Annotated in this window: 22 protein-coding genes and 1 pseudogene; 5 read left to right on the top strand and 18 right to left on the bottom strand. The window is 64.8% G+C overall.

The features are described 5' to 3' along the window. Positions 1-13 precede the first annotated feature (13 nt). The 3 genes from GEV38_RS16425 to GEV38_RS16415 are packed head-to-tail and all read right to left on the bottom strand — an operon-like array spanning position 14 to position 4,079. A complete protein-coding gene (locus GEV38_RS16425) occupies positions 14-1,357 on the bottom strand; it encodes a cytochrome c (RefSeq protein ID WP_015270710.1) in 1,344 nt (447 codons plus the stop codon). Positions 1,358-1,374: 17 nt separating this feature from the next. Beyond that, positions 1,375-3,624, bottom strand: a complete 2,250-nt coding sequence (locus tag GEV38_RS16420; protein ID WP_015270709.1) for a molybdopterin cofactor-binding domain-containing protein — start codon at positions 3,622-3,624, stop codon at positions 1,375-1,377. Beyond that, the gene (locus tag GEV38_RS16415) at positions 3,624-4,079 is read right to left on the bottom strand and encodes a (2Fe-2S)-binding protein (protein WP_003259224.1); all 456 of its coding nucleotides are present in this window, start codon (positions 4,077-4,079) and stop codon (positions 3,624-3,626) included. Before GEV38_RS16415 ends, GEV38_RS16420 begins: the two co-directional genes overlap by 1 nt. A gap of 389 nt (positions 4,080-4,468) precedes the next feature. On the opposite strand from GEV38_RS16415, the gene GEV38_RS16410 reads away from it, so the two are divergent. Together GEV38_RS16410 and GEV38_RS16405 are read left to right on the top strand one after the other, a co-directional pair. Then, positions 4,469-6,655 carry an OsmC domain/YcaO domain-containing protein gene (locus GEV38_RS16410; RefSeq protein WP_013973003.1) on the top strand — a complete coding sequence of 729 codons (2,187 nt, stop codon included), beginning with the start codon at positions 4,469-4,471 and terminating at the stop codon, positions 6,653-6,655. Positions 6,656-6,936: 281 nt separating this feature from the next. After that, entirely contained in the window at positions 6,937-7,749 is an 813-nt protein-coding gene (locus tag GEV38_RS16405; RefSeq protein ID WP_015270707.1) for a class I SAM-dependent methyltransferase, read from the top strand. 17 nt (positions 7,750-7,766) lie between these two features. Here the strand turns inward: GEV38_RS16405 and GEV38_RS16400 are convergent, their stop codons facing one another. Both GEV38_RS16400 and GEV38_RS16395 read right to left on the bottom strand, forming a co-directional pair. Next, positions 7,767-8,066: a hypothetical protein gene (locus GEV38_RS16400; protein WP_003260568.1), complete on the bottom strand. Its 300-nt coding sequence runs from the start codon at positions 8,064-8,066 to the stop codon at positions 7,767-7,769. A gap of 220 nt (positions 8,067-8,286) precedes the next feature. Beyond that, a complete protein-coding gene (locus GEV38_RS16395; RefSeq protein ID WP_054572578.1) occupies positions 8,287-10,416 on the bottom strand; it encodes a TonB-dependent siderophore receptor in 2,130 nt (709 codons plus the stop codon). Positions 10,417-10,644: 228 nt separating this feature from the next. On the opposite strand from GEV38_RS16395, the gene GEV38_RS16390 reads away from it, so the two are divergent. Then, entirely contained in the window at positions 10,645-11,226 is a 582-nt protein-coding gene (locus GEV38_RS16390; protein WP_013973000.1) for a hypothetical protein, read from the top strand. A gap of 4 nt (positions 11,227-11,230) precedes the next feature. Here GEV38_RS16390 and GEV38_RS16385 read toward each other — a convergent pair whose 3' ends face one another. Further along, on the bottom strand, positions 11,231-11,995 hold the full coding sequence (locus tag GEV38_RS16385; protein ID WP_054572579.1) for a hypothetical protein: 765 nt from the start codon (positions 11,993-11,995) through the stop codon (positions 11,231-11,233). 204 nt (positions 11,996-12,199) lie between these two features. On the opposite strand from GEV38_RS16385, the gene GEV38_RS16380 reads away from it, so the two are divergent. Next, positions 12,200-12,718 carry a DMT family transporter gene (locus tag GEV38_RS16380; protein WP_054572580.1) on the top strand — a complete coding sequence of 173 codons (519 nt, stop codon included), beginning with the start codon at positions 12,200-12,202 and terminating at the stop codon, positions 12,716-12,718. Here the strand turns inward: GEV38_RS16380 and GEV38_RS16375 are convergent, their stop codons facing one another. From GEV38_RS16375 to GEV38_RS16365, 3 genes and pseudogenes are all read right to left on the bottom strand, one after another. Continuing rightward, complete coding sequence (locus GEV38_RS16375; protein WP_054572581.1) at positions 12,719-13,627, bottom strand: LysR family transcriptional regulator; 909 nt, start codon at positions 13,625-13,627, stop codon at positions 12,719-12,721. A 261-nt stretch (positions 13,628-13,888) separates the two neighbouring features. Then, a complete protein-coding gene (locus GEV38_RS16370; protein ID WP_023660807.1) occupies positions 13,889-14,218 on the bottom strand; it encodes a hypothetical protein in 330 nt (109 codons plus the stop codon). 74 nt (positions 14,219-14,292) lie between these two features. Continuing rightward, positions 14,293-14,666: pseudogene (locus tag GEV38_RS16365) on the bottom strand (DUF998 domain-containing protein); the annotation flags it as partial. A gap of 114 nt (positions 14,667-14,780) precedes the next feature. Here GEV38_RS16365 and GEV38_RS16360 point away from each other — a divergent pair. Further along, complete coding sequence (locus tag GEV38_RS16360; protein WP_015270701.1) at positions 14,781-15,530, top strand: FadR/GntR family transcriptional regulator; 750 nt, start codon at positions 14,781-14,783, stop codon at positions 15,528-15,530. A gap of 169 nt (positions 15,531-15,699) precedes the next feature. Here GEV38_RS16360 and GEV38_RS16355 read toward each other — a convergent pair whose 3' ends face one another. The 9 genes from GEV38_RS16355 to GEV38_RS16315 form a co-directional block, all read right to left on the bottom strand. Next, the gene (locus GEV38_RS16355) at positions 15,700-17,280 is read right to left on the bottom strand and encodes an aldehyde dehydrogenase (NADP(+)) (RefSeq protein WP_054573562.1); all 1,581 of its coding nucleotides are present in this window, start codon (positions 17,278-17,280) and stop codon (positions 15,700-15,702) included. A gap of 165 nt (positions 17,281-17,445) precedes the next feature. Next, on the bottom strand, positions 17,446-18,999 hold the full coding sequence (gene garD, locus GEV38_RS16350) for a galactarate dehydratase (RefSeq protein ID WP_054573561.1): 1,554 nt from the start codon (positions 18,997-18,999) through the stop codon (positions 17,446-17,448). A 77-nt stretch (positions 19,000-19,076) separates the two neighbouring features. Further along, the gene (locus tag GEV38_RS16345; RefSeq protein ID WP_015270698.1) at positions 19,077-20,438 is read right to left on the bottom strand and encodes an MFS transporter; all 1,362 of its coding nucleotides are present in this window, start codon (positions 20,436-20,438) and stop codon (positions 19,077-19,079) included. Positions 20,439-20,542: 104 nt separating this feature from the next. Continuing rightward, on the bottom strand, positions 20,543-21,454 hold the full coding sequence (gene kdgD / locus GEV38_RS16340) for a 5-dehydro-4-deoxyglucarate dehydratase (protein ID WP_015270697.1): 912 nt from the start codon (positions 21,452-21,454) through the stop codon (positions 20,543-20,545). Positions 21,455-21,882: 428 nt separating this feature from the next. Continuing rightward, positions 21,883-22,692, bottom strand: coding sequence for a gamma-glutamyl-gamma-aminobutyrate hydrolase family protein (locus tag GEV38_RS16335; RefSeq protein WP_015270696.1), 810 nt, complete (start codon positions 22,690-22,692; stop codon positions 21,883-21,885). Between the two features lie 490 nt (positions 22,693-23,182). Then, on the bottom strand, positions 23,183-23,965 hold the full coding sequence (locus GEV38_RS16330; RefSeq protein WP_013972988.1) for an amino acid ABC transporter ATP-binding protein: 783 nt from the start codon (positions 23,963-23,965) through the stop codon (positions 23,183-23,185). A gap of 22 nt (positions 23,966-23,987) precedes the next feature. Beyond that, complete coding sequence (locus tag GEV38_RS16325; protein ID WP_054573560.1) at positions 23,988-25,232, bottom strand: FAD-binding oxidoreductase; 1,245 nt, start codon at positions 25,230-25,232, stop codon at positions 23,988-23,990. Between the two features lie 16 nt (positions 25,233-25,248). After that, a complete protein-coding gene (locus tag GEV38_RS16320; protein ID WP_054573559.1) occupies positions 25,249-25,959 on the bottom strand; it encodes an ABC transporter permease in 711 nt (236 codons plus the stop codon). Then, positions 25,956-26,675 carry an ABC transporter permease gene (locus GEV38_RS16315; RefSeq protein WP_054573558.1) on the bottom strand — a complete coding sequence of 240 codons (720 nt, stop codon included), beginning with the start codon at positions 26,673-26,675 and terminating at the stop codon, positions 25,956-25,958. Before GEV38_RS16315 ends, GEV38_RS16320 begins: the two co-directional genes overlap by 4 nt. Positions 26,676-26,817: the final 142 nt, after the last annotated feature.

The following is a 26,817-nucleotide window of genomic DNA, read 5'->3' as shown; positions in this document are numbered from 1 at the left end:
CAGCCACCAAAATTCAGCGCATGTGCAAAATGATCGGGCTACTGCTGGCCGGGTCGGTATGCCCACGCAACTTGCTCACCGCCTGCGCATTCACCGCGCCACCATTGTTCCCCCAGGCACTGCGCACGAAACCCAGCACATCAGCAATTTCCTGGTCACTCAGTTGCTCACGGAAGGCCGGCATGCGATAGGCATCGGGCAACCCGGCCGTCACCACCCGCTGCGAACCATTGAGGGTGATGTTGATCGCCGAGGCGTCTTCCTTGGCCAGTGCCGAAGTAGCGCCGGCCAAAGGCGGCATCCATTCGGCCTGGCCCTTGCCGTCCATGCCGTGGCACGACGCACAGCGGGTTACATAGGTATGCGCCCCAGGGCTGTCGAGCCGCGCCGCCGTCGTTTCGGCCTGGTATTGCCACGGCGCACCGTCGCGTTGCGGGTCGCCGGGCAGCGACTTCAGGTAGCGGGCGATGGCGGCCAGGTCGTCGTCACTCATGAACTGCGTGGAGTTGTTGAATGCCTCGGTCATCGAGCCGAATACCACCGCATGCCGGTTGCGCCCGGTCTTGAGGAACTGCGCGATCTCGGCTTCGCTCCAGCGCCCCAGCCCGGTGTTGGGGTCGGCACGCAGGCTCGGTGCATACCAGCCATCGAGCAGGGCACCAGCGAGGAACGGCTTGCCGCTGTCATCCAGGGCCTTTTCGTTGAAGGCCAGGCCACGCGGCGTATGGCAGCTGCCACAGTGGCCAGGGCCCTGGACGATGTAGGCGCCGCGGTTCCACTGGGCATCCTGCCCGGCCTGGTTGGTGTAGGGCGTGGTGGCGGCGAACAGGCCGTTCCACAAGGCGATGGGCCAACGCAGGTTCAGCGGCCAGGGAATGTCGCTGGCCAGGTTGGCCTGTTGCACCGGCTGCACGCCTTGCATGAAAAAGGCATACAGCGCCTTTACATCGTCATCGCTGAGCTTGGCGTAGGACGGGTAGGGCATGGCCGGGTACAGCCGTCGGCCACCGGGGGCTACGCCGTGGCGCACGGCACGGTCGAAGTCGGCCAGGCTGTAGCCACCGATGCCGGTGTCGCGGTCGGGGGTGATGTTGGTGGCGTGGATCGCCCCCAGCGGGGTGGCCATTTCCAGCCCGCCGGCGAACGGTTTGCCGTCCGCCAGGCTGTGGCAGGCCACGCAGTCGCTGAGGCGGGCTACGTACTCGCCACGGCTGACCAGCGCCGGGTCCGCGGTGGTGGCCTGCGCATCGGCAAATGGCGAGGCAGGCTCGCGGGTGACGTACCAGGCCAGCAGGCCTGCCGCGACCAGGCACGGCAGCGCCAGCCAGCCAGCGGTTCTTGCGAAACGATGGGTCATGGGGCGTCCTTGTGTGCTCAGCTGAAGGTATGGCGGCTCAATGGCAGGCTGCGCACGCGCTGGCCGGACAGCTGCGCGACTGCGTTGGCTACCGCCGGTGCCACCGCGGGCAACGGTGGCTCGCCGATGCCGCCCATCTTCGCCCCGCTTTCGACAATGCGCACATGCACCCTGGCCATGCGCGATGGCGGCAAGATCGGGTACAGGTCGTAGTTGCGCGCGCGCGGCTTGCCATCCACGTACACCGCTTCTTCCAGCAGTGTCTGCGACAGGCCCAGGGCGACGGCGCCGTTGACCTGATGCTCGATGATCGCCGGGTTGACGATGCTGCCCGGGTCGATGGCCTGCCAGATGTCGTGCACTTTGACCTGGCCGTTCTCGATCGATACCTCGGCAATGACCGCTGCCTCCGAGCCGAACGGCGAGGCCATGGCCACGCCACGCGCCCGCTTGCTGCCGTCCTCGGCGGTGAACGGCCCGCGCTTCCAGCCGCCGGAAAGCTCGGCGACGGCCTGCAACAGGTTGGTCAGGCGCGGGTTGTCGCGCAGCAGGTGCAGGCGCAGTTCGAACGGGTCCTTGCCGCCTTTGTCGGCCAGTTCGTCGAGGAACGACTCATAGAAGAAGTCATTCAGCGAGTTGCCCACCGAGCGCCAGTAGCCGAGCATGGCCGGGCCTTTCACGTAGATCTGCGCGATACGCTTGTTGGCGATGGCGTAGGACTTGCCCGACAGGCCTTCGAGCGCGGTCGGGTCGAGCTTTTCGCCTTGCTTGCCTGCGAGGGCCTCGGTCGGGCCTTCGGTGGCGCTCACGGCTTCGAGGGCCACTGGCAGGCCGTCGGCATCCAGCCCGGCCCGGAATTTCACCACGGCGACCGGGCGCAGCACATCGCGGAGGAATTCTTCCTCGCGGCTCCAGATGAGTTTCACCGGCCGGCCGACCGCCTTGGCCAAGGCAATGGCCTGTGGGTAGGGGTTGGCCGAGTCGTACAGGAAGTGGCGGCCAAAGAAACCGCCCAGCAACGGCGAATGCAAGGTGATCTGTGCCGGGGCCAGGCCGGTGCGCTTGGCAATGTCGTCACGGAACATGTCCGGCGCCTGGTTGGGCAGCCACACCTCCAGGGTGCCGTCCGGGTTGAAGCGCGCCAGTGCCGACGGCGGCTCCAACTGGGCGTGGTTGAGGTACTGGTTATGGTAGGTTGCCTCGACCCGGGTCTTGGCATTGGCCAGCATGCCGGCCACATCGCCCTGGTTTTCGTCGTCGCGCGCCGGGCCCGTGACCGTGGCCAGGTGCTCGCGCCAGCCATCGCTGGAGAAGTCGGCCGGCATCGGCCGTACCGGGCTGTCGGCCGCAGGCTCCTTCCAGTCAACCTGGATGGCCTCGACCGCGCGCTTGGCATGCCACCAGCGTTCGGCTACCACGGCCACGGCGCCCGGCAACTGATGCACCGAATGCACGCCCTTCATGGCCTTGACCTGGTCTTCGTTGCGCAGGCTGCCGACGGTCATACCCAGGCGTGGCGCGTGCTGCACGGCAGCGTGGAGCATGCCGTCGACCTTGATGTCGATGCTGTACACCGCCTTGCCGGTGGACTTGTCGTAGGCATCCAGGCGACGTACCGGCTTGCCGATCCAGCGAAACTGGCTGGGGTCACGCAGCTTGACGCTGGCCGGGTCTGGCACTGGCAGGTCCATGGCCCGCCCGGCCAGTTCTCCGTAGGGGATGGAGCGGCCAGTCGTGGTATGTACCACGTGACCCGGCGTGGTGGAGAGTTCTTCGACCGGCACGCCCAGCTGCTCGGCACCCGCCTGCAGCAGCATGGCCCGGGCGAGGGCGCCCAGGCGGCGCATGGTCGGGTAGCTCATGCGCACCGACATGCTGCCGCCGGTGATGCGCATGCCGTTTTCCATCACTACATAGGCTTCGCCGGGCGGCGCGCTGTCGACCACGAAATTGACCGGGTCGACGTCCAGCTCTTCACCAACGATCTGCGCCATGGCGGTGAAGGGGCCTTGGCCACCTTCCATGAACGGGCTGAGCAGGCGTACTTTGCCGTCCGGGCGGATCTCCAGAAACGCCGGCACCTGGGTACCGCGCTCCGGGGTTGCTGCGGCGGCTGCCTGCACGCGGGCCGAGCCCATGGGCAGGCCGAAACCCAGCACCAGGGCACCGACAGCCGTGCCGGCAAGAAAGCGCCGACGCGACAGGTTGACCGTTTCGCCCAATTGCAGCTTGAGCAGTTCGGCGGGGGTATCGACTGGTGTGTTCATCAGGCCTTCTCCCCTTGGGCCAGCTCATGCACGGCAGCATGGATGGCGTTGTAGGTGCCGCAGCGGCACAGGTTGACCATGGCTGCCTCGATCTGTGCGTCACTGGGCTTGGGCGTGTGCTTGAGCAGCGCCGTTGCCGCCATTACCTGGCCGGACTGGCAGTAGCCGCACTGGGCCACCTGGTGCTCGACCCAGGCCGCGACCACCCGTTTGCCGACGGCATCGGCCTCGATCGCCTCGATGGTGGTCACCTCGCGCCCGACCACGCCGGCCACCGGGGTGACGCAGGCGCGCACCACGTTGCCGTCCACCAGCACCGAACAGGCGCCGCACTGGGCCAGGCCGCAGCCATACTTGGTGCCGGTCAGCCCCAGGTCGTCGCGGATCACCCACAGCAGGGGCGTGTCGGCGTCTGCCTCGACCTGGTAGGTCTTCTGGTTGATGCGTAGTTCCATGGTTCACCTGCCCGTCAACGGTTGCTGTCGCTTGGTTTCTTGTGATCGGGGAATACGGTGCTCCCCAGTGCAGAAACGCTAGCACAGCGGGGTGACCGCCGGTCTGCTGACGGGGGCAGGTTCAGAGGATCAGGCAAGCAATTCGGTGAAATGCGCAAGCGGCGATGTGCGCTATCGCCTGTAGGAGCGGCCTTGTGTCGCGATGGGGCGCGCAGCGGCCCCGGGGTCTTGGCAGCATGCAGTATTGTAAGGGGCCGCTTTGCGGCCCATCGCGACACAAGGCCGCTCCTACAAGAAAGCGCATTTGGAGGTGAGGAGGACTTCCGCAACGAAAACCCGGATAATGCCGGCCAATTTCGTTTTGCACGTTTAAATCACGGTAATCCCGCATGGAAATCAAGGTCAATTTTCTCGACAATCTCCGTCTCGAAGCCAAGTTCGACGACTTCACGGTGATCGCCGACCAACCGATCCGCTACAAGGGTGATGGCTCGGCCCCGGGGCCGTTCGACTATTTCCTGGCGTCTTCGGCCTTGTGCGCGGCTTACTTCGTCAAGCTGTACTGCCAGACCCGCGACATTCCCACCGAAAACATTCGCCTGTCGCAGAACAACATCGTCGACCCGGAAAACCGCTACAACCAGGTCTTCAAGATTCAGGTCGAGCTGCCCGAGGACATTTCCGAGAAGGACCGCCAGGGCATCCTGCGCTCCATCGACCGCTGCACCGTGAAGAAGGTGGTGCAGACCGGCCCCGAGTTCGTGATCGAAGTGGTCGACAACCTCGATGCCGATGCCCAGGGCCTGCTGATGCCGGTGGCGGACACCAGCACCTACATCCCCGGCAAGGACCTGCCGCTGGAACAGACCATCGCCAACATGTCGGGCATCCTCGCCGGGCTGGGGATGAAGATCGAGATCGCCTCGTGGCGCAACATCGTGCCTAACGTGTGGTCGCTGCATGTGCGCGACGCCCAGTCGCCGATGTGCTTCACCAATGGCAAGGGCGCGACCAAGGAGGCTGCGCTGGCCTCGGCGCTGGGCGAGTTCATCGAGCGGCTGAACTGCAACTTCTTCTATAACGACCAGTTCTGGGGCGAGGACCTGGCCAACGCGCCGTTCGTGCACTACCCGAACGAGCAGTGGTTCAAACCCGGCCCGCGCGATGCGCTGCCGGCCGAGATCCTCGACGAGCACTGCCTGGCAATCTACAACCCGGACGGCGAGCTGCGTGGCTCGCACCTGTACGACACCAACTCGGGCAACACCGCGCGCGGCATCTGCTCGTTGCCGTTCGTGCGCCAGTCCGACCAGCAGGTGGTGTACTTCCCGTCCAACCTGATCGAGAACCTGTTCCTCAGCAACGGCATGAGCGCCGGCAACACCCTGGCCGAGGCGCAGGTGCAGTGCCTGTCGGAAATCTTCGAGCGCGCCGTGAAGCGCGAAATCCTCGAAGGCGAGCTGTGCCTGCCGGATGTGCCGCAGGAGGTACTGGCCAAGTACCCGGCCATCGTCGCCGGCATCCAGGGCCTGGAAGAGCAGGGCTTCCCGGTGCTGGTCAAGGATGCGTCGCTGGGCGGCGAGTTCCCGGTGATGTGCGTGACCTTGATGAACCCGCGCACCGGCGGCGTATTCGCTTCGTTCGGCGCCCACCCGAGCCTGGAAGTGGCGCTGGAGCGCAGCCTCACCGAACTGCTGCAGGGCCGCAGCTTCGAAGGCTTGAATGACCTGCCGCAACCGACCTTCGAAAGCCATGCGCTGACCGAGCCGAACAACTTCGTCGAGCACTTCATCGACTCCAGTGGCGTGGTGTCGTGGCGCTTCTTCAGTGCCAAGGCCGACTTCGAGTTCGTCGAGTGGGACTTCTCCGGCCACGGCGAGGATTCCAACGTGCAGGAGGCCGCGACCTTGTTCGGCATCCTCGAGGACCTGGGCAAGGAAGTGTACATGGCGGTGTACGACAACCTTGGCGCCACCGCCTGCCGCATCCTGGTGCCGGGTTATTCGGAGATCTACCCGGTCGAGGACCTGATCTGGGACAACACCAACCGCGCCTTGTCGTTCCGCGCCGACATCCTCAACCTGCACAGCCTGGACAACCGTTCCCTCAAGCTGCTGCTCAAGCGCCTGGACAACTGCGATGTGGATGACTACACCACCATCACCACGCTGATCGGCGTGGAGTTCGACGAGAACACGGTGTGGGGCCAGTTGACCATTCTCGAGCTGAAGCTGCTGATCTGCCTGGCTGTGCAGCGCTTCGAGGATGCCAAGGAACTGGTCGAGGCGTTCCTGCAATTCAACGACAACACCGTCGAGCGCGGCCTGTTCTATCAGGCGCTGAACGTGGTGCTGGAAGTGCTACTGGACGACGAACTTGAAATGGACGACTACGAAGCCAACTTCCGCCGCATGTTCGGTAACCCGCGCATGGACGCGGTGCTGGGTTCGGTGGACGGCAGCGTGCGCTTCCATGGCCTGACCCCGACCAGCATGAAGCTCGAAGGCCTCGATCGCCACCTGCGCCTGATCGAAAGCTACAAGAAGCTGCACGCGGCCCGGGCCAAGTTCGCCTGACTCCTGTAGGAGCGGCCTTGTGTCGCGATGGGCCGCAAAGCGGCCCCGGCAATATCAGCTTCAATGCCAAAACGGGGGCCGCTTTGCGGCCCATCGCGACACAAGGCCGCTCCTACAGCGACGTCGATCGCCTTCATATATCGGTTTCAAATAACCGCTATCCCCAATCTGTCTTGCCGCTTCGCCTGCCAGGCGCGTAGCGTTTTGCTCCCATCCTCTCGATCCATGGCGCGTTGACCGCCAGAAGGACCTCGGCCGCGCACAACAAGAAGGCGCAGACCATGAGCACCCCTTTGGATACCAATGCCCTCAAAGCCCGCCAGCAAGCCGCGTGGGCCAGTGGCGACTACGCGGTAATCGGCACCACCCTGCAACTGGTTGGCGAACGCCTGGCCGAAGCCTGTGACCTGCGCTGGGACGAGCAGGTGCTGGATGTCGCCGCCGGCAACGGCAATGCCACCCTGGCTGCTGCCCGGCGCGGCTGCTGTGTCACCTCCACCGACTATGTGCCCGAGCTGCTCAAGCGCGGTGAAGAACGCGCGCGGGCCGAGCACCTCAATGTGGTGTTCCAGGTCGCCGATGCCGAAGCGCTGCCGTTTGCCGATGGCACCTTCGATGCCGTGCTGTCCACTTTCGGCGTGATGTTCGCGCCCGACCAGGCCCAGGCCGCGCGTGAATTGGGCCGGGTGTGCCGGCCCGGTGGCCGGATCGGCCTGGCCAACTGGACCCCGCAAGGGTTCGTCGGGCAGATGTTCAAGACCCTCGGGCGGCATGTACCGCCACCGGCCGGGGCTCTGCCGCCTTCACGCTGGGGTGATGAAGAACAGTTGCGCGTGATGTTCGAGGAGGCGCTGGGCGAATTGAAGGTCAGCCGCCAGCACTTCAACTTCCGCTATCGCTCGGCGGCGCATTTCATCGAGGTGTTCCGCACCTGGTACGGGCCGGTGCACAAAGCGTTTGCCTCGCTGGAGCCGGAAGCGGCCGGGGCGCTGGAGCGGGATCTGACCCAGTTGCTGAACGAAAGCAATGTGGGCGGCTCGTCGTCGTTGGTGGTGCCGAGTGAGTACCTTGAAGTGGTGATCATTCGAGGTTGAGCCCACGGGCCAAGCGCTCAGTTCTTGCACTTGGCCATCACCACCTGGCAAGTCTTCGGTGTGCCTCCTGACCGGCTTGCATAACGCACGCAGTTGTTCAGCGATTTCTGCCGGGCAATGCTCAGCGTATTGCCCCACGCGAGGCCGCCTTCGCCGGTGGTGGGGACGGCCTTGGCGAAGCAGTTGGAGCCCGTTGCCGGCGTTGCGTACCTGGCCTTGCTGGCTTTGCTGGAGCAGCCGGCGGTGAGTGCCAGGCTGAAGGCGAGCAGGGTGGTCAGCGCCCAGGACGTGGAGGGGCGAATCGGTTTACTGCTCATATGCTCTCCTTACCGAGGTGCAGGACTCTGCGATCGCAAGCAAGGTGCTGCCCCTGTGGGAGTGGGTTTACCGAGGCGTCGAACCGCCGCGAACACTGGCAAGGCCGGTGCCATACACTGCACAGGATATTGCATTCAAGCGAAGCGGTGAACGCTTGCGTTGCATCAGATGCAGCGCAAGGCCTTGCACCATGGCAAGGCCTTGCGCCTGGGGCAGCGATCAGAACCGGTAGTTGAAGCTGGCTTCCAGCGTGCGCGGTGCACCTGGGGTAATCAGGTCAACCGAACCGTGCGCGGAGGCATAGTAGTCGCGGTCGAACACGTTCTTGAGGCGCAGCGCGGCATCCCACTGCGGCACGCTGTACAGCAGCGCGGCGTCGAAGGTGGTGTAGCCCGGCATCACCACCACGTTGTCGAGTGCGGTGTAGCGCTCGTCGACGTAGTTGGCGCCGGCGGCCACGCGCCATTCCGGGGTCAGCGTGCGCACCAGCCAGACGTTGGCGCTGTTACGCGGCGTCAGGGTAGGAGTCTGGCCTTCGTTGGCCACGCCATTGGTCTTGTTGTTGGACTTGGTGATCTCGGCATCCAGGTAGGCGTAGCCGGCGTAGATCTGCCACTTGTCCGTGAGCTGCCCGCTGACGGTGGCTTCGAAACCGTCGGTGCGCTGTTCGCCGGCCAGCACAGTCAGGTTGGGGTTGGCCGGGTCGGCGGTCTTCATGTTGGTGCGCTCGAGGCGGAATACCGCTGCGGTCACCGACAGGCGGCTGTCGAGCAGGTCCCACTTGGCGCCGATTTCGTAGTTGGTGGTTTCTTCCGGCTCCAGATGCTGGTTGGTCGGGCTGACCGCGAACACTTCGCCCGAAGGCTGGTAACTGCGGCTGACCGACACATAGTAGGACTGGATGTTATCCGGCTGGTACACCAGGCCGGCACGTGGGCTCCAGGTCTTGTCGGTACGGTCGAGGTCGACGTTCTGCGCGCGGTCGTCGTCGTACTCCTGGCCGAAGATGTCATAACGCACACCGACCAGGGCCTTCCAGTGCTCGTTCAGCTCGATCATGTCCTGCACATACAGGCCGGCGGTCTGCTGGAAGTTGGTGCCCTTGGACGACAGGTTGGCGGCGTGCTCCGGCACCGGCACCAGGGCGTCGCGGTACACCGGCACCTGGGCCACGTTGTTCTGGCTCAGCACCCGCTGGTGCTTGTCCTGGAAGCCCACTTCAACGCCATACAGCAGGTTGTGCTGCATGCCGGCAAGCTGCGCCTGTTGCTTGAGTTCCGTCTGGTTGAACATGCCGTACTCGTCGCGGGCGACGTTGCCACGGTTGAGCTTGACCAGCAGTTCGCCGTCAGGCGCGGTGACGAAGCGCGTAGGGCTGCTGTCGGCCAAGGTGTTGTTGCGGTCCAGGTCGTAGCGGTAGTACCGGCTGGTGTTGGTCAGGGTGAAGTCGTCGTTGATGCGGTAGTCCAGGCTGGCAGTCAGCGAGAACACTTCGCTGCGGGCGTAGTCCTGGTCGGCATCGCCGGAGCCGAAGCGCTTGTCGCGGTCCACATCTACCGGGCGGTTGCCCAGCGCCGGGATGCCGAAGTCGATCAGGCGCTTGTCGTACAGGTAGGTGGCGCCCAGGTTCAGTTCCAGGTCGTCGGAGAGGCGGAAGTAGGCCGATGGCGCGATGGCCTTGCGGTCGATATAGCCATCGTCGCGGAAGGTGTCGCTGTCTTCGAAGGCGCCGGTCACGCGGTAGGCCTGGTTGCTTTGCGGGTCGGCCCAGCCGGTGTCGAACTGGGTGCGGCGCTTGCCTTCGCTGTCGAAGCTCATGCCGACTTCGCGCTTGGGCGTGAAGCTCGGCTTCTTGCTGATGCTGTTGATCAGGCCGCCCGAAGAGCCGCGGCCATACAGCACGGCGGCAGGGCCCTTGATCACCTCGACCCGCTCGATGTTGGACAGGTCGCGGAAGTACAGCGCGTCGTCGCGCACGCCGTCGATGTACATGTCGCCAATGGCGCTGAAGCCGCGAATGGTCACCTGGTCACGCTGGCCGTCGCCGTTGGACAGGCCGACGCCGGGCACGTTCTTCAGCACGTCTTCCATGGACTGCGCACCCTGGTCCTTGATCACGCTTTCGGGCACGACGTTGACGGTTTGCGGGATGTCGCGCAGCGGGGCGTCGATCTTCATGGCGCTGCGGCTTTCGCTGGCCTTGTAGCTTTGCTGCTCGTAGGCGCTGGTGACCGCAGTGGCGGGCAAGGCGAGGGAACCCTGCGATTCAGATTGGACCGCGTGAACAGCAGGTACAACCAGAATGCCCAGCACGGAAATGGATGCTGGGACAACAGACTTTTTTGCCATTACAGGTGACTCTTTGTTGTATTTGAAGGTCACGAATAGTAATGATTTGCAAATGTAAAGCAAGTGTAAAGAGTTCGTATTTGCTATTGCAAGAATGCAGCTGGCAGAAAAAGCGACAAAACGCGTCGTGAGGGGGAAGGGCCGGCAATGTGTCAGGCAAGGGCTATGCTTGTTGGCGCGTGAACATTTCACGTCCCTACCCGGTCTCGATTACATGGAAGCAGGCCTATGAATCCAATTCGCTCTCTCGCTCGTGCCATTGCCGTTGCCACCCTGGCGTCTGCCTTCAGCTTCACGGTGCAGGCTGCCGGTATTCCCATTGGTAGCGAGGCGCTGGAAAGCCACGTCACCACGCAGGTCACGGCCATCGACCTGGCTAACCGACAGGTCACGGTGAAAGGCCCTGACGCCAAGAAGGATGTGACCTTCCAGCTCACTGAAAAGGCCAAGGCGCTGCCCAACCTCAAGGTGGGTGACCAAGTCGACATCTACGTGACCCGTGCGGTGGCCTATGTGCTCAACCCGGAGGTGGGCGGTGCACCGAAGGCGACTGAAGAGTCCGGTACCATTCGCGCCACGGCAGACAACCCCAACCCGGGCGGCGAGGCGTTCCGCCAGGTCAGGGTGACCTCGCAGATCAAGAAGATCGACCTCAAGACGCATGAAGTGAGCCTGTTGCCGCCGGAGGGCAAGCTGCAGGTGGTCAAGGTAGAGAACCCTGACCTGCAGGCACGCATGAAAAACCTCAAGGTCGGCCAGACGGTCGACGCGATCTACACCGAAGTGCTGCGCGTCGAAACCTCGCGCTGACCATTCATTGGGGCAGGCTACGGGTTGCCCGCGCATGGATCCGCCGTGATGCCTTGCATGACGGCGGATGTCGTTCGAACAGCTGCATCACCCAATCGGGCCGAGTCTTGCTGGCATCGTTGAGCCAATTGGCAACCGAGTCCTGGGCATACTTGTCTGCCTCAGCCAGGCGCGGCACCAACAGTGGCTCGGCCACTTCGGGCGCTTGCTTGAGTGCGGCGATGTGCTCGCACCACACGCCACGTGGGCGCAGCACCTCGATACAGAAGCGTCGTACCAGTGGGTTGCTGTCGCCGGCATGCCGGGCAAGCAGGGCCAGGGCATCATCCAGCGCTTGAGCCAGGCGCGGGCGCAGGGCCATCCAGGCCCATTCGCGCACACCAAAATGTTCATCGCGAGCAAAACGCAGCTGGGCCAGCAATGCGGCTTCGAGATCGACCGTGCGCGACAGGTGCGCCTGGGCGAAGGCCGCCCAGCTGCGCACCGTATCGGAGCTGTGCGCGCTGCACTGCTCCAACACCTGCTGGCGCTGGTGCGCAGGTGCGGGTTCCAGCCACTGCCCAAGGGCAAGGCCGATCCCCGCAATTTTTTTTGACAGGCCCTGCGAGCATGTTTCTTCGGCGCAGGTAGCCAGCTGTTCGATCAGCGTGTCGGGCAACTGGCCTGCCAGTGCACTGACCAAGGTCCTTTGATCCACTGCCAGGCATTCGGCCAGGTTGCGGGTGGGCAACTGCCCATGGTCGATCAGGGTTGTACGTTCATCTGTCATCGAATGTGCTCCATCACATACGGTTTGGTCTGGCCTCAGTCGTGAACCCGCCGGCTCAGGCCGCGGGCGGCGAGGCTGCGCAGCATCCTAGCCCAATTGGCTGGTATCCATGTGACGAATAGCATGAGTGCACACTTTCGATTTCCATGGATAAAGGGAATTTTCCGATCATCGCCTGAACATCTGTCACCAATGAGGACTGCCATGTTCAGCAAGACCTTGTGCCTTCTGGTACTTCCCTTTGCCCTGGCGTTGCTTGCCGGTGCCGTGCTGCCGTTCCAGGCTGCGGGTAATGCCGCCGTCGGCCGGGCGCTGGGGCACTGGTTGTGGGGTGCGTTCACGTCATTGACGGTAAGTTCGCTGGTAGTGATCGCCGCGCTGCTGATCCTCAGGGTGCCGGCGCCGGACATGGGCAAGGCCTTGCAGGGGCCCTGGTGGCTGTGGATTGGTGGTGTGCTGGGGGCGCTGTACGTGGCCGGTGCTGCTGCGCTCACCCCCCGGCTTGGGGCAGCGGGGTTCCTGGTGCTGGTGGTGGCGGGGCAGATCATCACGGCGGTGGTCGCAGACCACTTTGGGGTGATGGGGTTGGGAGGCAAGCCGCTCAGTCTGGCCAGGTTGGCGGGTGTGGTGCTGATCCTCTGCGGCGTTCTGCTGGTGCAGGGCACCTGGGCAGCAGGCTCGCCGGCCAATGCCCCTGCCGTGGAGAAACAGTCGGAAGGCTGATCAGCGCCCCGGCTGGCTGCACGCCCACACGGTTTCTCGCAGCCAGCGATGCCCCGGGTCGTCCTCTTTGCGGCTGTGCCAGGCCTGCTGGTAATCGAACGAAGCAATCGCCAGTGGCGGCTCGAACTGGCGCAATGTCTTGTGCTGGTGCAGCGAGCCCACCGCGCGGCTGGCCACGGTCAGGATCAGGTCGGTGCCGGCCAGCACCTCGACCGCCGCACTCCAATGCGGCAAGGCCAGGGCAATCCGCCGACGCAGGCCTTTCGCGGCGAGAGCGCGTTCGATTTCATCGAAGGCATCCGGGTGCATGGCCATCAGCACATGCGGACGGGCCAGCCAGTCGTCCAGGGCCAGGCCGCCGCTGGCCGGCAGCACCTGGCGGTCGGCAACGCTGATGAAGCTGTCGGTGAACAGCGGCTGCGCAGTGATGGCCTGGGGCAAGTCCGGGAAGATGCCCAGGGCCAGGTCCAGTTCACCATCGAGCAACTGGGCCAGCATGGTTTCGCGGCTGGCCTGGCTGATGGCCAGGTCTACCCCGGGCGCGACCTGGCGCAGGTGGCGCAGCAGGGGTGGCAGGATGATCCGCGAGGAATAGTCGGACAGCGAGAGCCTGAAGCGACGCTGGGCCTTGGCCGGTTCGAACTGTGGGGCGGCCAGCAGGCCGTTGAGGTTGCCCAGGGCGTCGTGCAGCGGTTTGGCCAGCGATTGGGCGCGGGCGGTCAAGGCCATGCGGCCGTTCTGGCGCACCAGCAAGGGGTCGTCGAAGTGCTTGCGCAACTGCGCCAGGGCGTGGCTTACCGCCGGTTGGCTGCGGTGCAGGCGCAAGGCGGCGCGGGTGACGTGCTTTTCGCTCAGCAGGGCGTGCAGGGCGAGCAGCAGGTTGAGGTCGATCTTGCGTAGTTCATCCATGTTGCGAATGGTCTTGGTTGCGTCCGACAGTTTTCATCAGTTTAACAAATGCCCAAGGCCGCTCTCATAGAACAACACATGCCTCATTGGTTTAGTGAAGTTCTGTAGGAGCAGCCTTGTGCTGCGAAGAGGCCGGTACTGACAAAGCTTGTCTATTGCTTGTACCGGCCTCTTCGCAGCACAAGGCTGCTCCTGCAGAGGACGCTTCAAACGAGCGATATTTGTTTTCTGCGCGACAGCGCAGCCCAAAGAGCCAGAGCTTTATCGCCTTGCTACCGCATGTTGCACGCACTGCTCGTAATAGGTCTGCTTGATCGCTGCAGGCTTTAGCCGCGAGCGGCTGTTGTAGGTCTGTTCGGTAATGCCGAAGGCGGTCATGCGCATCCACGGTTTGGGGAATTTGCGCGCCTGCAACTTCTTGCGCGTGGCATACAGGGTTACCCCGGAAAGCTTGGCCTGCTGCGCTTCGGCGGCTATCTGTGCGCCCCAGCCGCAAGTGTGGCGATCGTTCTGGCTCAGCGCCCGTGCCTGGGCGCCGAAAGCGAGCGTGGCTAGCAGGCAGCCGGCCATCGTTGCTAGAAGTACTCGCATGTTGCTGTCCTAAGCATCTGAAGGAAAACGAAGTTTGCCTTCACAAGCAGCTACCGGGGGCCAGCAAATTGCCGTCAGGTTGTTGCCATCCGCAACGGGCTGGCGCGGTGGGTGCGAAGGCTGGTCCAGGCAGGCTGGCGACCCAGATCACCGATACGCCGTAGTTCAGGCGCTGGTACAGGCCGAACCATTGGCCGCTTTGCGCTGCCTTGCCCATGAGTACGACGGTCAGGATCGCCAGCACCACGCAGGCCAGGGAAAACAGCCCCAGTGCCCTGGAGCCGGCAATGCGATTGCCCAACCAGGCCCACAGTGCGCTTGCAAGGGTCAGCGAAAGGAACATCAGCAAGCCGGACAGGTTGTGTAGCTGCTGTGAAGGGGAAGGCTGCGCCGGAGCGCAACCTTGGTCGCAGGGAAACCAGCCGGTACCCAGGCTGCCCAGACCATTCGTTCAGGGCTGCGTGTCGCCTACGGACGCCGGGAAATACCGCACTGCGTGTATGTGATCGTACAACTGCTTGCGCTATGATGAGCGCTGTCTTTCAAGGTGAAATACAGGGCAATGACAGAGCAGCAGGTACAGGCAAAGACCCGGCGCAAGCCGCGCAGTCTGGCTCAGGAACTGGTCACGGTGCTGACCGAGCGCATTCGCAGCGGCCAGCTCAAGCGCGGCGACAAGCTGCCGACCGAATCGCAGATCATGGCCGAAGAGGGTGTCAGCCGCACGGTGGTGCGTGAAGCGATCTCGCGGCTGCAGGCTGCCGGGCAGGTCGAGACCCGCCACGGCATCGGTACCTTCGTGCTGGACGCGCCAGCAACGGGTGGTTTCCGTATCGACCCGGCGACCGTGGTCACCCTTCGCGAAGTGTTGGCGGTGCTGGAATTGCGCATTGCCCTGGAGATCGAATCGGCGGGCCTGGCGGCGCAGCGGCGCAGCGACGAAGAGCTGGCCGGCATGCGTGCGGCGCTGGACGAACTCAACGAAGGGGCTGCCCACGCCACGGATGCGGTGTCGGCGGATTTCCAGTTCCACCTGCGCATTGCCCAGGCCAGCGGCAACCACTACTTCGCCGACATCATCAACCACCTGGGCACCAGCATCATCCCGCGTACCCGGTTGAATTCGGCGCGGCTGGCCCATGATGACCAGGCGCACTACATGAGCCGGCTGATGCATGAGCACGAGGCGATCTACGAAGCCATCGCCCGGCGTGATAGCGAAGGGGCGAAGATGGCCATGCGCATGCACCTGAGCAACAGCCGCGAGCGCTTGCGCCAGGCGCATGAAGAGGCCGAGGCGCAGGGGGCCTGAGGCCTTCGTCGCTTGTACCGGCCTCTTCGCGGGCGCGCCCGCTCCCACAGGGATCACCTTATCTTGAGGGTGCAGCGATACTTGTGGGAGCGGGCGTGCCCGAGAAGAGGTCGGTACAGCCAAAAGAAAAGCCCCGCCATGCGCGGGGCTTTCTGGTTTCAAGGGGCGATCAGATCGCGCCCTCACTCCACTGGCCATTTACCAGCCGGCGCAGCCCCAGCGGGTTGCCGTCGCGCAGTGCCTCAGGCAACAGTGCCTGCGGGTAGTTCTGGTAGCACACCGGGCGCAGGAAGCGGTCGATGGCCAGGGTGCCGACCGACGTGCCGCGCGCATCCGACGTGGCCGGGTAAGGCCCGCCGTGCACCATCGCATCACACACCTCGACACCGGTCGGGTAGCCGTTGACCAGGATCCGCCCGACCTTCTCTTCCAGCACGGGTACCAGCCAGGCGAAGGCCTGCAGGTCTTCCGGCTCGCCAATCAGGGTCGCGGTCAGCTGGCCGCGCAGGCCGAGCAGGGCGGCGCGCAACTGGTCGTTGTCCTGCACTTCCACGGCAACAGTGGTCGGGCCGAACACTTCTTCCTGCAACAGCGGGTCAGACTCCATCAGCAGGCGGGCATCGGCCTTGAACAGCTGGGCGCGCGCCTGGCTGCCTGCCTGCGCCTGGCCGGCCAGGTGCTCGATACCGGCATGGGCGTGTAGGTGCTCCAGGCCACCGACGTAGCTGCGCAGGCCACCTGCGTTGAGCATGGTCTGGCCGGCCTGCTGGCTCAGGTGCTGGCCAAGCTCGGCCAGCAGTTGGCTGTACTGCGGCGACTGCAGGCCGATCACCAGGCCCGGGTTGGTGCAGAACTGGCCTGCGCCCAGGCACACCGAACCGGCCAGTTCTCGGGCGATGGCTTCGCCACGCTTGGCCAGGGCGCCCGGCAGGATGATGACCGGGTTGATACTGGACATCTCGGCGAACACCGGGATCGGCTGCGGGCGCTCGGCGGCCATGCGGCACAGGGCGTCACCGCCTTTCAGCGAGCCGGTGAAGCCGACGGACTGGATGGCCGGGTGTTTGACAAGCCACTCACCGACGCCGCCACCGAACACCATGTTGAACACGCCCTTGGGCATGCCGGTGCGCTCGGCGGCGCGCTGGATGGCACAGCCGACCAGGTCGGCGGTGGCCATGTGGCCGCTGTGGGCCTTGAACACCACCGGGCAACCGGCGGCCAGGGCCGCAGCGGTATCGCCACCGGCGGTGGAGAAGGCCAACGGGAAGTTGCTGGCGCCGAACACGGCGACCGGGCCGACGCCGATGCGCATCTGGCGCAGGTCCACGCGTGGCAGGGGCTGACGCTCGGGCAGGGCCAGGTCGATGCGTGCACCGAGGAAGTCACCACGGCGCAGCACCTGGGCGAACAGGCGCATCTGGCCGCTGGTGCGGCCGCGCTCGCCCTGGATACGGGCGGGGGGCAGGGCGGTTTCACGGCAGACGATGGCGACGAAGGCGTCGTCCAGTTCGTCCAGCTCGGCGGCGATGGCGTCAAGGAATTCGGCGCGCCGCGCCGGGGCCAGCTGGCGGAATTCGGCGAAAGCGGCGGCCGCGGCCTTGGCGGCCTGGTCCACTTCGCTTTCGGTGGCCTGGGCGAAGCTGTAGGGCAGGGCCTCGCCGGTGCTGGCGTCCAGGCTCTGCAGGCGCTGCGGGCCAGCGGCGCTGCGCTGGCCGGCGATGAAGTTGTGGCCGAGGATTTCAGGCATGGGGTGCTCCTGTAGGTTGAGAGAAAATCTGGCAGGTTGTCGCATGACCTGTGGGAGCGGGCGAGCCCGCGAACACCGGCGCAGCCGGTGCCATACACCGGGTTGCCTGCTTCGCGGGCTCGCCCGCTCCCACAGGGATCGCGACACTGTCGAGAAGCCGGGTCATCAGGTAATCGGTGCCGGGTTGAACAGGGTGATGTCGTTGTGCAGGCGATGCTGTTCGGCCCAGGTCTGCTTGCGGCCGCTGGCCACGTCCAGGTAGTAGTGGAACAGCTCCCAGCCCAGCTCCTCGATGGTCGAGCGGCCGCTGGCGATGCGCCCGGCGTCGATGTCGATCAGGTCGGGCCAGCGCTGGGCCAGCTCGCTGCGGGTGCATACCTTGACCACTGGCGCCATGGCCAGGCCGTATGGCGTGCCGCGGCCGGTGGTGAACACATGCAGGTTCATGCCGGCAGCCAGTTGCAGGGTGCCGCAGACAAAGTCGCTGGCCGGGGTGGCGCAGAAGATCAGGCCTTTGCGGTTGACCCGCTCGCCCGGGCCGAGCACGCCCTGGATGGCGCCGCTACCGGACTTGACGATCGACCCCAGGGACTTCTCGACGATATTCGACAGGCCGCCTTTCTTGTTGCCCGGCGTGGTGTTGGCGCTGCGGTCGGCGGCGCCTTGCTGCAGGTAGCGGTCGTACCAGTCCATTTCGCGCACCAGGGCTTCTGCGACCTCCTGGTTTTCCGCCCGCGAGGTGAGCATGTAGATGGCGTCGCGCACTTCGGTCACCTCCGAGAACAGCACGGTGGCGCCGGCGCGTACCAGCAGGTCGGCGGCGTAGCCCAGCGCCGGGTTGGCGGTGATGCCCGAGAAGGCATCGCTGCCCCCGCACTGCATACCCAGGATCAGTTCGCTGGCCGGCACGCTTACGCGGCGGCGCTGGTCGAGTTTCTTCAGGCGGGTCTCGGCCAGTTCCATGATCTGCTCGATCATTTCCACAAAGCCCAGGCTGGCGTCCTGCAGGCGGTACAGCCACGGGGCGCTGAGGTCCACCGACGGGTCGTTGTCGTGCATCACCTGGCCGGCCTGCAGCTTTTCGCAGCCCAGGCTGATGACCAGGGCCTCGCCGCCCAGGTTGGGGTTGCGCGCCAGGTTGCGCACCGTGCGGATCGGGATGTAGGCATCGCGCGCGTTGATCGCCACACCGCAGCCGTAGCTGTGGGTGATCGCCACCACGTCATCGACATTGGGATACTTGGGCAGCAACTCGCTGCGAACGCGCTTTACCGCATGCTCCAGCACGCCGGCCACGCACTGCACGGTGGTGGTGATGCCGAGGATGTTGCGGGTGCCGACGGTGCCGTCGGCGTTGCGGTAGCCTTCGAAGGTGAAGCCTTCGAGCGGCGGCAGCGGCTGCGGGACGGCGTCGCAGCGTGGCAGGCTGTCCAGCTCCGGCGCGGCCGGCATGGCCAGCTGGCTTTCCTGCACCCAGCTGCCTTGGCGCAGGTCTTCCAGCGCGTAGCCGATGATCTGCCCGTAGCGGCGCACCGGTTCGCCCTTGGCGATGGCTACGGTGGCCACCTTGTGGCTCTGTGGCACGCCTTCGACCAGGGTCAGGCCGTCGGCGAAGCGGGCGCCTTCGCCCAGGCCGCCATCATTGACCACCACCACGACATTGTCATCGTCGTGCAGGCGGACGTAGCGGGGCGAGTCGGAATGTTCGATCAACTGCATGTTCGGGCCCTACTTGTCAGGTTCTCAGGCTTTTGTACATCCGCCCGCGGCGGGGTGGCCGACGCGGGCGTGTTCACTCAGTGGCGCGAGCCGGCCAGTTCGCTGCCGGCCGCTGGCTCGGCGTCAGGCTTTGGGCTTTCACGCAGCTCGATGCGCTTGATCGGGCCGACGATCACCAGGTAGCTGAACACCGCCACCAGGGCGTTGGCGCCGACGTACACCAGGGCCCACTTGAACGAACCCGTGGCGCTGATGATGTAGCCGATCACGATTGGCGTGGTGATCGAGGCGATGTTGCCGAAGGTGTTGAACAGCCCGCCCGACAGCCCGGCGATCTGTTTCGGCGAGGTGTCGGCGACCACCGCCCAGCCCAGCGCGCCGATGCCTTTGCCGAAGAACGCCAGGGTCATGAAGCCGACCACCATCCACTCGGCGTCGACGTAGTTGCAGAACACCATGGTGGTCGACAGCAGCAGGCCGCAGACGATCGGCAGCTTGCGCGAGAAGGTCAGCGAGTTGCCGCGGCGCAACAGCCAGTCGGAGATCACCCCGCCCAGCACACCACCGATGAAGCCGCAGACCGCCGGCAGCGAGGCGATGAAGCCGGCCTTGAGGATGGTCATGCCGCGCTCCTGCACCAGGTACACCGGGAACCAGGTGAGGAAGAAGTAGGTGATGGCGTTGATGCAGTACTGGCCCAGGTACACGCCCAGCAGCATGCGGCTGGTCAGCAGTTGCTTGATGTAGCCCCATTTCGGGCCGTCGTTGCCGCGCTTCTGGTCCATGTCCACCAGCCCGCCATTCTGCTCGATGTGCTCGAGTTCACCTGGGCTGATGCGTGGGTGTTGGCGCGGGTTGTAGATGGTCTTCAGCCACACCATGGAGAACACGATGCCCAGTGCGCCCATCACCACGAACACGTGCTCCCAGCCGAAGCTGAACACGATCCAGCCCATGATCGGTGCGAACAGTGCGGTGGCGAAGTACTGCGCCGAGTTGAAGATGGCCGAGGCGGTGCCGCGTTCCTGGGTCGGGAACCAGGCCGCGACGATGCGCGCATTGCCGGGGAACGACGGGGCTTCGGCAAAACCGACCAAAAAGCGCAGGGTGAACAAAGTCACCACCGCCCAGGCTACCGGCAGGCCACCGACAAAGCCCTGCAGCAGGGTGAACAGCGACCAGGTGAAGATGCTGAAGGCGTAGACGTTCTTGGAACCGAAGCGGTCGAGCAGCCAGCCACCAGGAATCTGGCCAGCCACGTATGCCCATCCGAAGGCGGAGAAGATGTAGCCGAGGGTCACGGCATCGATGCCGAGGTCTTTCTGCAGGCTGGAACCCGCGATGGCAATGGTGGCGCGGTCAGCGTAGTTGATCGTGGTCACCAGGAACAGCATGAACAGGATCAGGTAGCGCACATGCGTCTTCTTCGTCGCTTGCATGCTGGTAGTACTCCCACTAGTTATTTTTGTGCGGGCTCACGAATTGTAACCGGAGCGGGGCTGGCCCACTCCGGGCGCGGCATCTGGCAGGCCGCGGGCGGCGCTTACTGCGGGCCCATCTTGTCCATCAGCGCGGCGAGTTTTTCGTACTCGTCGGCGGTGAGGTCGGTAAGCGGAGTACGCACCGGGCCGGCGTCATAACCGGCGATCCTGGCGCCGGCCTTGACGATGCTCACGGCATAGCCGGCCTTGCGGTTGCGGATGTCCAGGTAAGGCAGGAAGAAGTCGTCGATCAGCTTGGCCACGGTGGCGTGGTCGTCACGGGCGATGGCGTTGTAGAAGTCCATGGCGGTCTTCGGCACGAAGTTGAACACGGCGGAGGAGTACACCGGCACGCCCAGGGCCTTGTAGGCAGCAGCATACACCTCGGCGGTCGGCAGGCCGCCCAGGTAGCTGAAGCGGTCGCCCAGGCGGCGACGGATCGACACCATCAGCTCGATGTCACCCAGGCCGTCCTTGTAGCCGATCAGGTTCGGGCAGCGCTCGGCGAGTTTTTCCAGCAGGTCGGCGTTCAGGCGGCAGACGTTGCGGTTGTAGACGACTACGCCGATGTTTACCGATTTGCATACGGCTTCGACGTGGGCGGCGACGCCTTCCTGGCTGGCTTCGGTCAGGTAGTGGGGCAGCAGCAGCAGGCCCTTGGCACCCAGGCGCTCGGCTTCTTGCGCGTATTCGATGGCCTGGCGGGTGGAGCCACCGACGCCGGCGAGGATAGGGACCGACTTGGCGCAGGTGTCGACGGCGGTCTTGATCACCTGGCTGTACTCGCTGGCAGCCAGCGAGAAGAACTCACCGGTGCCACCGGCGGCGAACAGGGCGCTGGCGCCGTACGGGGCCAGCCATTCCAGGCGCTTGACGTAGCCAGCCGGGTTGAAGTCGCCATGGGCGTTGAAGTCGGTGACCGGGAAAGACAGCAGGCCGTGGGAGAGGATGGATTTGAGTTCTTGTGGAGTCATTGTTGTTGGCATCCTGTGGCGCTTGGGTGAAGGGTGATGTTTTGCGTTGGAGGTAAGTTATCGTACAACTTGTACGATGACTAGTCCCTTGGGGAGATTTTTTTGTGGAGGGGCGGAAGGCGTGTTATTGCCTGTGCCGGCCTCTTCGCGGGTAAATCCGCTCCTACAGGGACCGCGTCGCGCTTGTAGGAGCGGGGTTGCCCGCGAAGAGGCCAGAACAGGCGACAACAAGAGATGCATGAGACATAGATGGCAGACTAATCGCGATCAGTCATCGTATCTCTTGAGGGGCAGGAAAAAAGATCGCGGAGACAGGCACAAGCCCGCCGCCCGTTTCCACGGGAAGTGTTCTGGGACCAGCAGAGGGTGACCGGGGAAAACGGGGGCGGCCTTGCGCCGCCCCGCGATCAAAGCAGAGGAAACTGGGGTCAGGCAGCGTGCTGGCGCTTGATCTGCGCCTTGCGTACCTGGGCCCGGCAAGCGTCGCCGAAAGCCTGGAAAATCTTGATCGAATCCGGGTTCTTCGCCGCTTGCCACTCCGGGTGCCACTGCACGGCGAACAGGAATGGCGAGATGCTCGGGGCATGGATCGCCTCGACCAAGCCGTCTTCGGCGTGGGCGATGGCCTCGATGCCGGCACCGAGCTTGTGCAGGCCTTGGCCATGCAGCGAGTTGACGCGAATCTCGTCGGTACCCAGGGTGTCACGCAGCCAGCTGTCCGGCTTGATCTTCACGCCGTGCACCTGGGCGTATTGCACCTCGACCGGGTCTTCCGGGTTTTCCCGGTGGTCGTTGAAGCCAGGCTCGGCGTACACCTTCTGGTAGATGTCGCCACCCAGGGCCACGTTGATTTCCTGCATGCCACGGCAGATGCCGAAGATCGGCAGGCCACGCTTGATCGCGGCCTTGACCAGCGGGATGTCGAACAGGTCGCGGTTCTGGTCCTGGCCTTTGCCGGGGGTCTCGTTTTCCTGGCCGTACAGGGCCGGGTCGATGTTGCTGCCGGCGCCGGTCAGGTACACGCCGTCGGCCATGTCCAGATAGGTCTCGAGGTCTTCGATGCCGCAGCAGGTGGGCACCAGCACCGGGACGCAATCGGAAAACTCGACCAGCGGGGTGATGTATTTGTGGGTCATGACCTGGTAGTCATGGCCTTTGCGCTCTTGGCTGCCCATGGTCATCAGGACGACGGGTTTGCGCAGGGAGGGTTGCTTGTTGCCAATGTTGCTGTTGGACATATGTCACCTTGGGACAGGTTCGGCCTGTCGTTGTTGTGCAGGTGCACGGCGCGGGGCCATGGGTGCAACCTGTAGCCCCGAGCACTGCCGGCTCGTCGGAGGCGACGATTCCGGTCGGGGCTTGTAGATAGCTTGCCAGAGCCGTTCGATATGTCAAACGACGGAGCAGGGCTTGATGGCAGGGAATGCGCCGGTTTTTGGGGGCTGAAACCGATGCGGGCCTGTGGCGGCGTGGGTTTGGCGGGGGTTAAGGTCAATAATATTTAACGATGCAGTTGGGTCTTTGCAGCGGTGCAATGAAGGGCCGGCAGAGTCGCTCACTCCTTCGGCTGACGCGGAACCTGTAGGAGCGGCCTTGTGTCGCGAAAGGGCTGCAAAGCAGCCCCGGCAATTTGTGCACCTGCGCTGAAACCCTGGGGCTGCTGCGCAGCCCTTTCGCGGCACAAGGCCGCTCCTACACAGATATTGCGCCAGCTTTCATCATTTTCAATCAGTGCAGTATCTGCGCCAGGAACCCCTTGGCCCGCTCGGTACGCGGCTGGTTGAAGAACACCTGCGGCGGGCTGTCTTCAATGATCTGCCCGCCCTCGAGGAACAGCACCCGCTCGGCTACCTGGCGGGCAAAGCCCATTTCATGGGTGACGCAAAGCATGGTCATGCCAGTGCCGGCCAGTTGCACCAGCACATCCAGCACCTCGGCGACCATCTCCGGGTCCAGCGCCGAGGTGGGCTCGTCGAACAGCATGATCCGCGGCTTCATGCACAGCGCCCGGGCAATCGCCACGCGCTGCTGCTGGCCGCCGGACAGCTGGCTGGGGTACTTGTGCGCCTGGCTTTCGATGCCGACCTTGCTCAGGTACATGCGCGCCCGCTCCTCGGCGTCCTTGCGCGACAGGCCGCGCACGCTGGTGGGGGCCAGCAGGCAGTTGTCGAGCACGCTCATGTGCGGGAACAGGTTGAAGTGCTGGAACACCATGCCGATGTCGCTGCGCACCTGCGCCGCTTCGCGGGTGGTGGCCGCCAGGTCGATGCCATCCACCTTGATGCTGCCCTGCTGGGCCACTTCCAGGCGGTTGATGCAACGGATCAGGGTCGACTTGCCCGAGCCGGACGGCCCGCACAGCACGATGCGTTCGCCTTCGCGCACCTGCAGGTCGATGTCGCGCAGCACGTGGAACGCGCCGTAGTGCTTGTTCAGGCCTTCGATGCGGATCAGCACCGGGCGCGGGTCGGGTTCGGGGGCAAGGGTGGCAAGGCTCAGTGGTGCGGTCATCTTGTTGTTCTCCCGCAGGGGTTCAGTCGAAACGGGTCGCGCTGTAGGGCGCGGGGTCGGTGAAGGGGCGTTCGCCGGTGACCAGTTCGGCCACCAGCCGGCCGCTGACCGGGCCCAGGGTGAGGCCGTGGTGGGCGTGGCCGAAGTTGAACCACAGCCCTGGGTGGCGCGGCGCCGGGCCGATCACCGGGCGCATGTCGGGCAGGCACGGGCGGCGGCCCAGCCACGGGGTGTCGTCCAGGCGCTCACCCAGGGCCGGGAACAGCTTGCGCGCCAGGGCTTCGCAACGGCCCAGCTGGATCTGGTTGCCCGGCGCGCTGCTGGCGTCGAACTCGATGCCGGTGGTCAGGCGCACGCCGCGGGCCATTGGCGCCAGCACGTAGCCGCCCTGGGTGTCGCAGATGGAATGCTCCAGTTGCGCGCCGTCACGGGTGCTGTAGTGCATGTGGTAGCCACGCTTGATCGCCAGCGGGATCTGGTAGCCAAGGCCGCTGAACAGGTCGGCTGACTGCGGGCCGAGGCAGGCCACCACCTCGTCGGCGGTGATCGGGCCGCGGCGGCTGTCGACCCGCCATTGGCCGTCGACCTGGCGCAGGCTGCGCGCATCGCCATGCAGGAACTGCCCGCCGCGCTGCGTGAACAGGGTGGCGTAGCCGCGGGTGAGGGCGCCGGGGTTGTTCACGGTCTTGGGGTCGAGCCAGTGAATGCCGCCGACCACGCTGGCGTCCAGCTGGTGCTCGCGGGCCTGCAACTGCCCGCATTCGAGGATTTCGAACTGCAGGCCATAACGGCTCAGGCCCTTGGCGTCGGCCTTGGCCTGCTCGAACAGCGCCGGGTCACGGAACACTTCGATCCAGCCTTTGGCCTGCACCAGCCCTTCCAAGCCGGCGGCAGCAATGAATACGTCGTGCTCCTCTACGCAGCGCTGCACCAGCGGCAGCATGTCGGCGGCGGCCCCGGCCAGGCGCCCGGGGGCCGACTGGCGCCAATAGCGCCACAGCCAGGGTGCGGCCTTGGGCAGGTGCAGCAGGCTGTAGCGCACGTCGGGCTGGCGGTTCAGGCCATAGCGCAGCAGTGCGCCCAGTTGCCGCGGGAAGGCATAGGGGATGACGCTGGAGCGCTCGATCAGCCCGGCGTTGCCGTGGCTGGTGCCGCAGCCCGGTTCGTCGCGGTCGATCAGGATCACCTGGCGCCCGCGGGCCTGCAGGTGCAGCGCGGTGCTGACGCCGACGATGCCGGCGCCGAGGACAAGGGTCTGGCAATGCATGGAACGTATCCTTCGGTCAGTTCAGGTGGCGGCCCAGACGGGCTTCCAGGTGTTTCAGCAGGCGCCGCACCAGTTCGACGATCAGCAAGTAGAGCACGGCGGCCCACAGGTAGATCTGGAAGTCGAAACTGCGCGAGAAGGCCAGTTTGGTCACGCCCATCAGGTCGTAGATGGTCACCAGCGAGGCGATCGCACTGGCCTTGATCATCAGGATCAGTTCGTTGCCTAGCGGGCCGATGGCCACCAGCAGCGACTGCGGCAGGATCACCTTGAAAAAGGTGGTCGAGCGCTTCAGGTTCAGCGCCCGCGCCGCCTCATGCTGGCCGGGGGCGACGGCCATCAGGCTGCCGCGGAAGATCTCGGCCTGGTAGGCGGCGGTGTTCAGGGTGAACGCCAGCAGGGTGCAGAACCACGCCTCGCGGAAGAACCACCACAGGCCGACGTCCTGCCAGAAGCCTTTGAGCGAACCCAGGCCGTAATACAGAAGGAACAGCTGGGCCAGCAGCGGCGAGCCGCGGAAGAAGTACACATAGCCGGCGGCCATGCGCTGCAGCAGCAGGCTGCGCGACATGCGCGCCAGGGCCAGCAACAGGCCGAGCACCGCACCCAGGCTGAAGGAAATCGCCACCAGCTTGGCCGTTACCAGCAGGCCATCGAGGAAGCGCGGGCCGTAGCGTTCCAGCAGGTCGGGGTCGAGTATCAGCGCCAGCAGTTGTTCGAAGCTCATGCGCGTGCTCCTTGCAGGTGGCGGTTGCTGCGCCGTTCGATGAAGGCGAACACGCGCCCGGAAATGGCGGCGAACAGCAGGTAGCCCAGGCAGGCGACGCCATAGAAGAACATCGGCTCCTTGGTCACGCTGACGGCCAGGTTGGTCTGGCGCATCAGGTCGACCAGCGAGATGGTGGAGACCAGCGAGGTGTCCTTGAGCAGCGACAGCCAGTTGTTGGAAAGGCCGGGCAGGGCGATGCGGGTCAATTGCGGCAGCAGCACCTTGAAGAAGCCGGTGCGCTTGCTCAGGCCCAACGCCGAGCAGGCTTCCAGCTGGCCCTTGGGCAGGGTCTTGAAGGCTGCCAGCCAGATCTCGCTGGAGAACGCGGCGAACACCAGGCTGAAGGCGATCATCGCGGCGAGGAAGGTATTGATCAGGAACTCACCCTGGTAGCCCATGGCTGCGAGAGTCTTCTGTGCGGCGATCTGGCAGCCGTAATAGATGATCAGCAGCGTCAGCAGTTCGGGCAGGCCACGGAACACGGTGGAGAAGGTGGTGGCCCAGGCTCGCGGCAAGCGCTTGCGCGAGCGTGCTGCAAGGGCGACGACCAGGCCCAGCGGCAGGCCGATGGGCAGGCAGGCCAGGGCCAGGGAAACAGTGACCAGGGCGCCGGCCAGCAACGCCTGGCCCCAGCCTCCACTGGCGAAGGACAGCAAGGATAATTGATCGAGCATGACAAACCCCTAGGATGGGCAATGCGGACTCTTTGTAGGAGCGGCCTTGTGTCGCGAAAGGGCTGCTTAGCAGCCCCAGGATCTATGCCGCAGCAGGGATTGCCGGGGCCGCCTTGCGGCCCTGTCGCGACACAAGGCCGCT

This window comes from Pseudomonas sp. 13159349 (assembly GCF_013305685.1).
In the GTDB taxonomy this organism is placed as follows: Bacteria; Pseudomonadota; Gammaproteobacteria; order Pseudomonadales; family Pseudomonadaceae; genus Aquipseudomonas; species Aquipseudomonas asiatica.
Note: the sequence above shows the minus strand (reverse complement) of the source record. Positions and strands in the feature narration are given on the sequence as shown.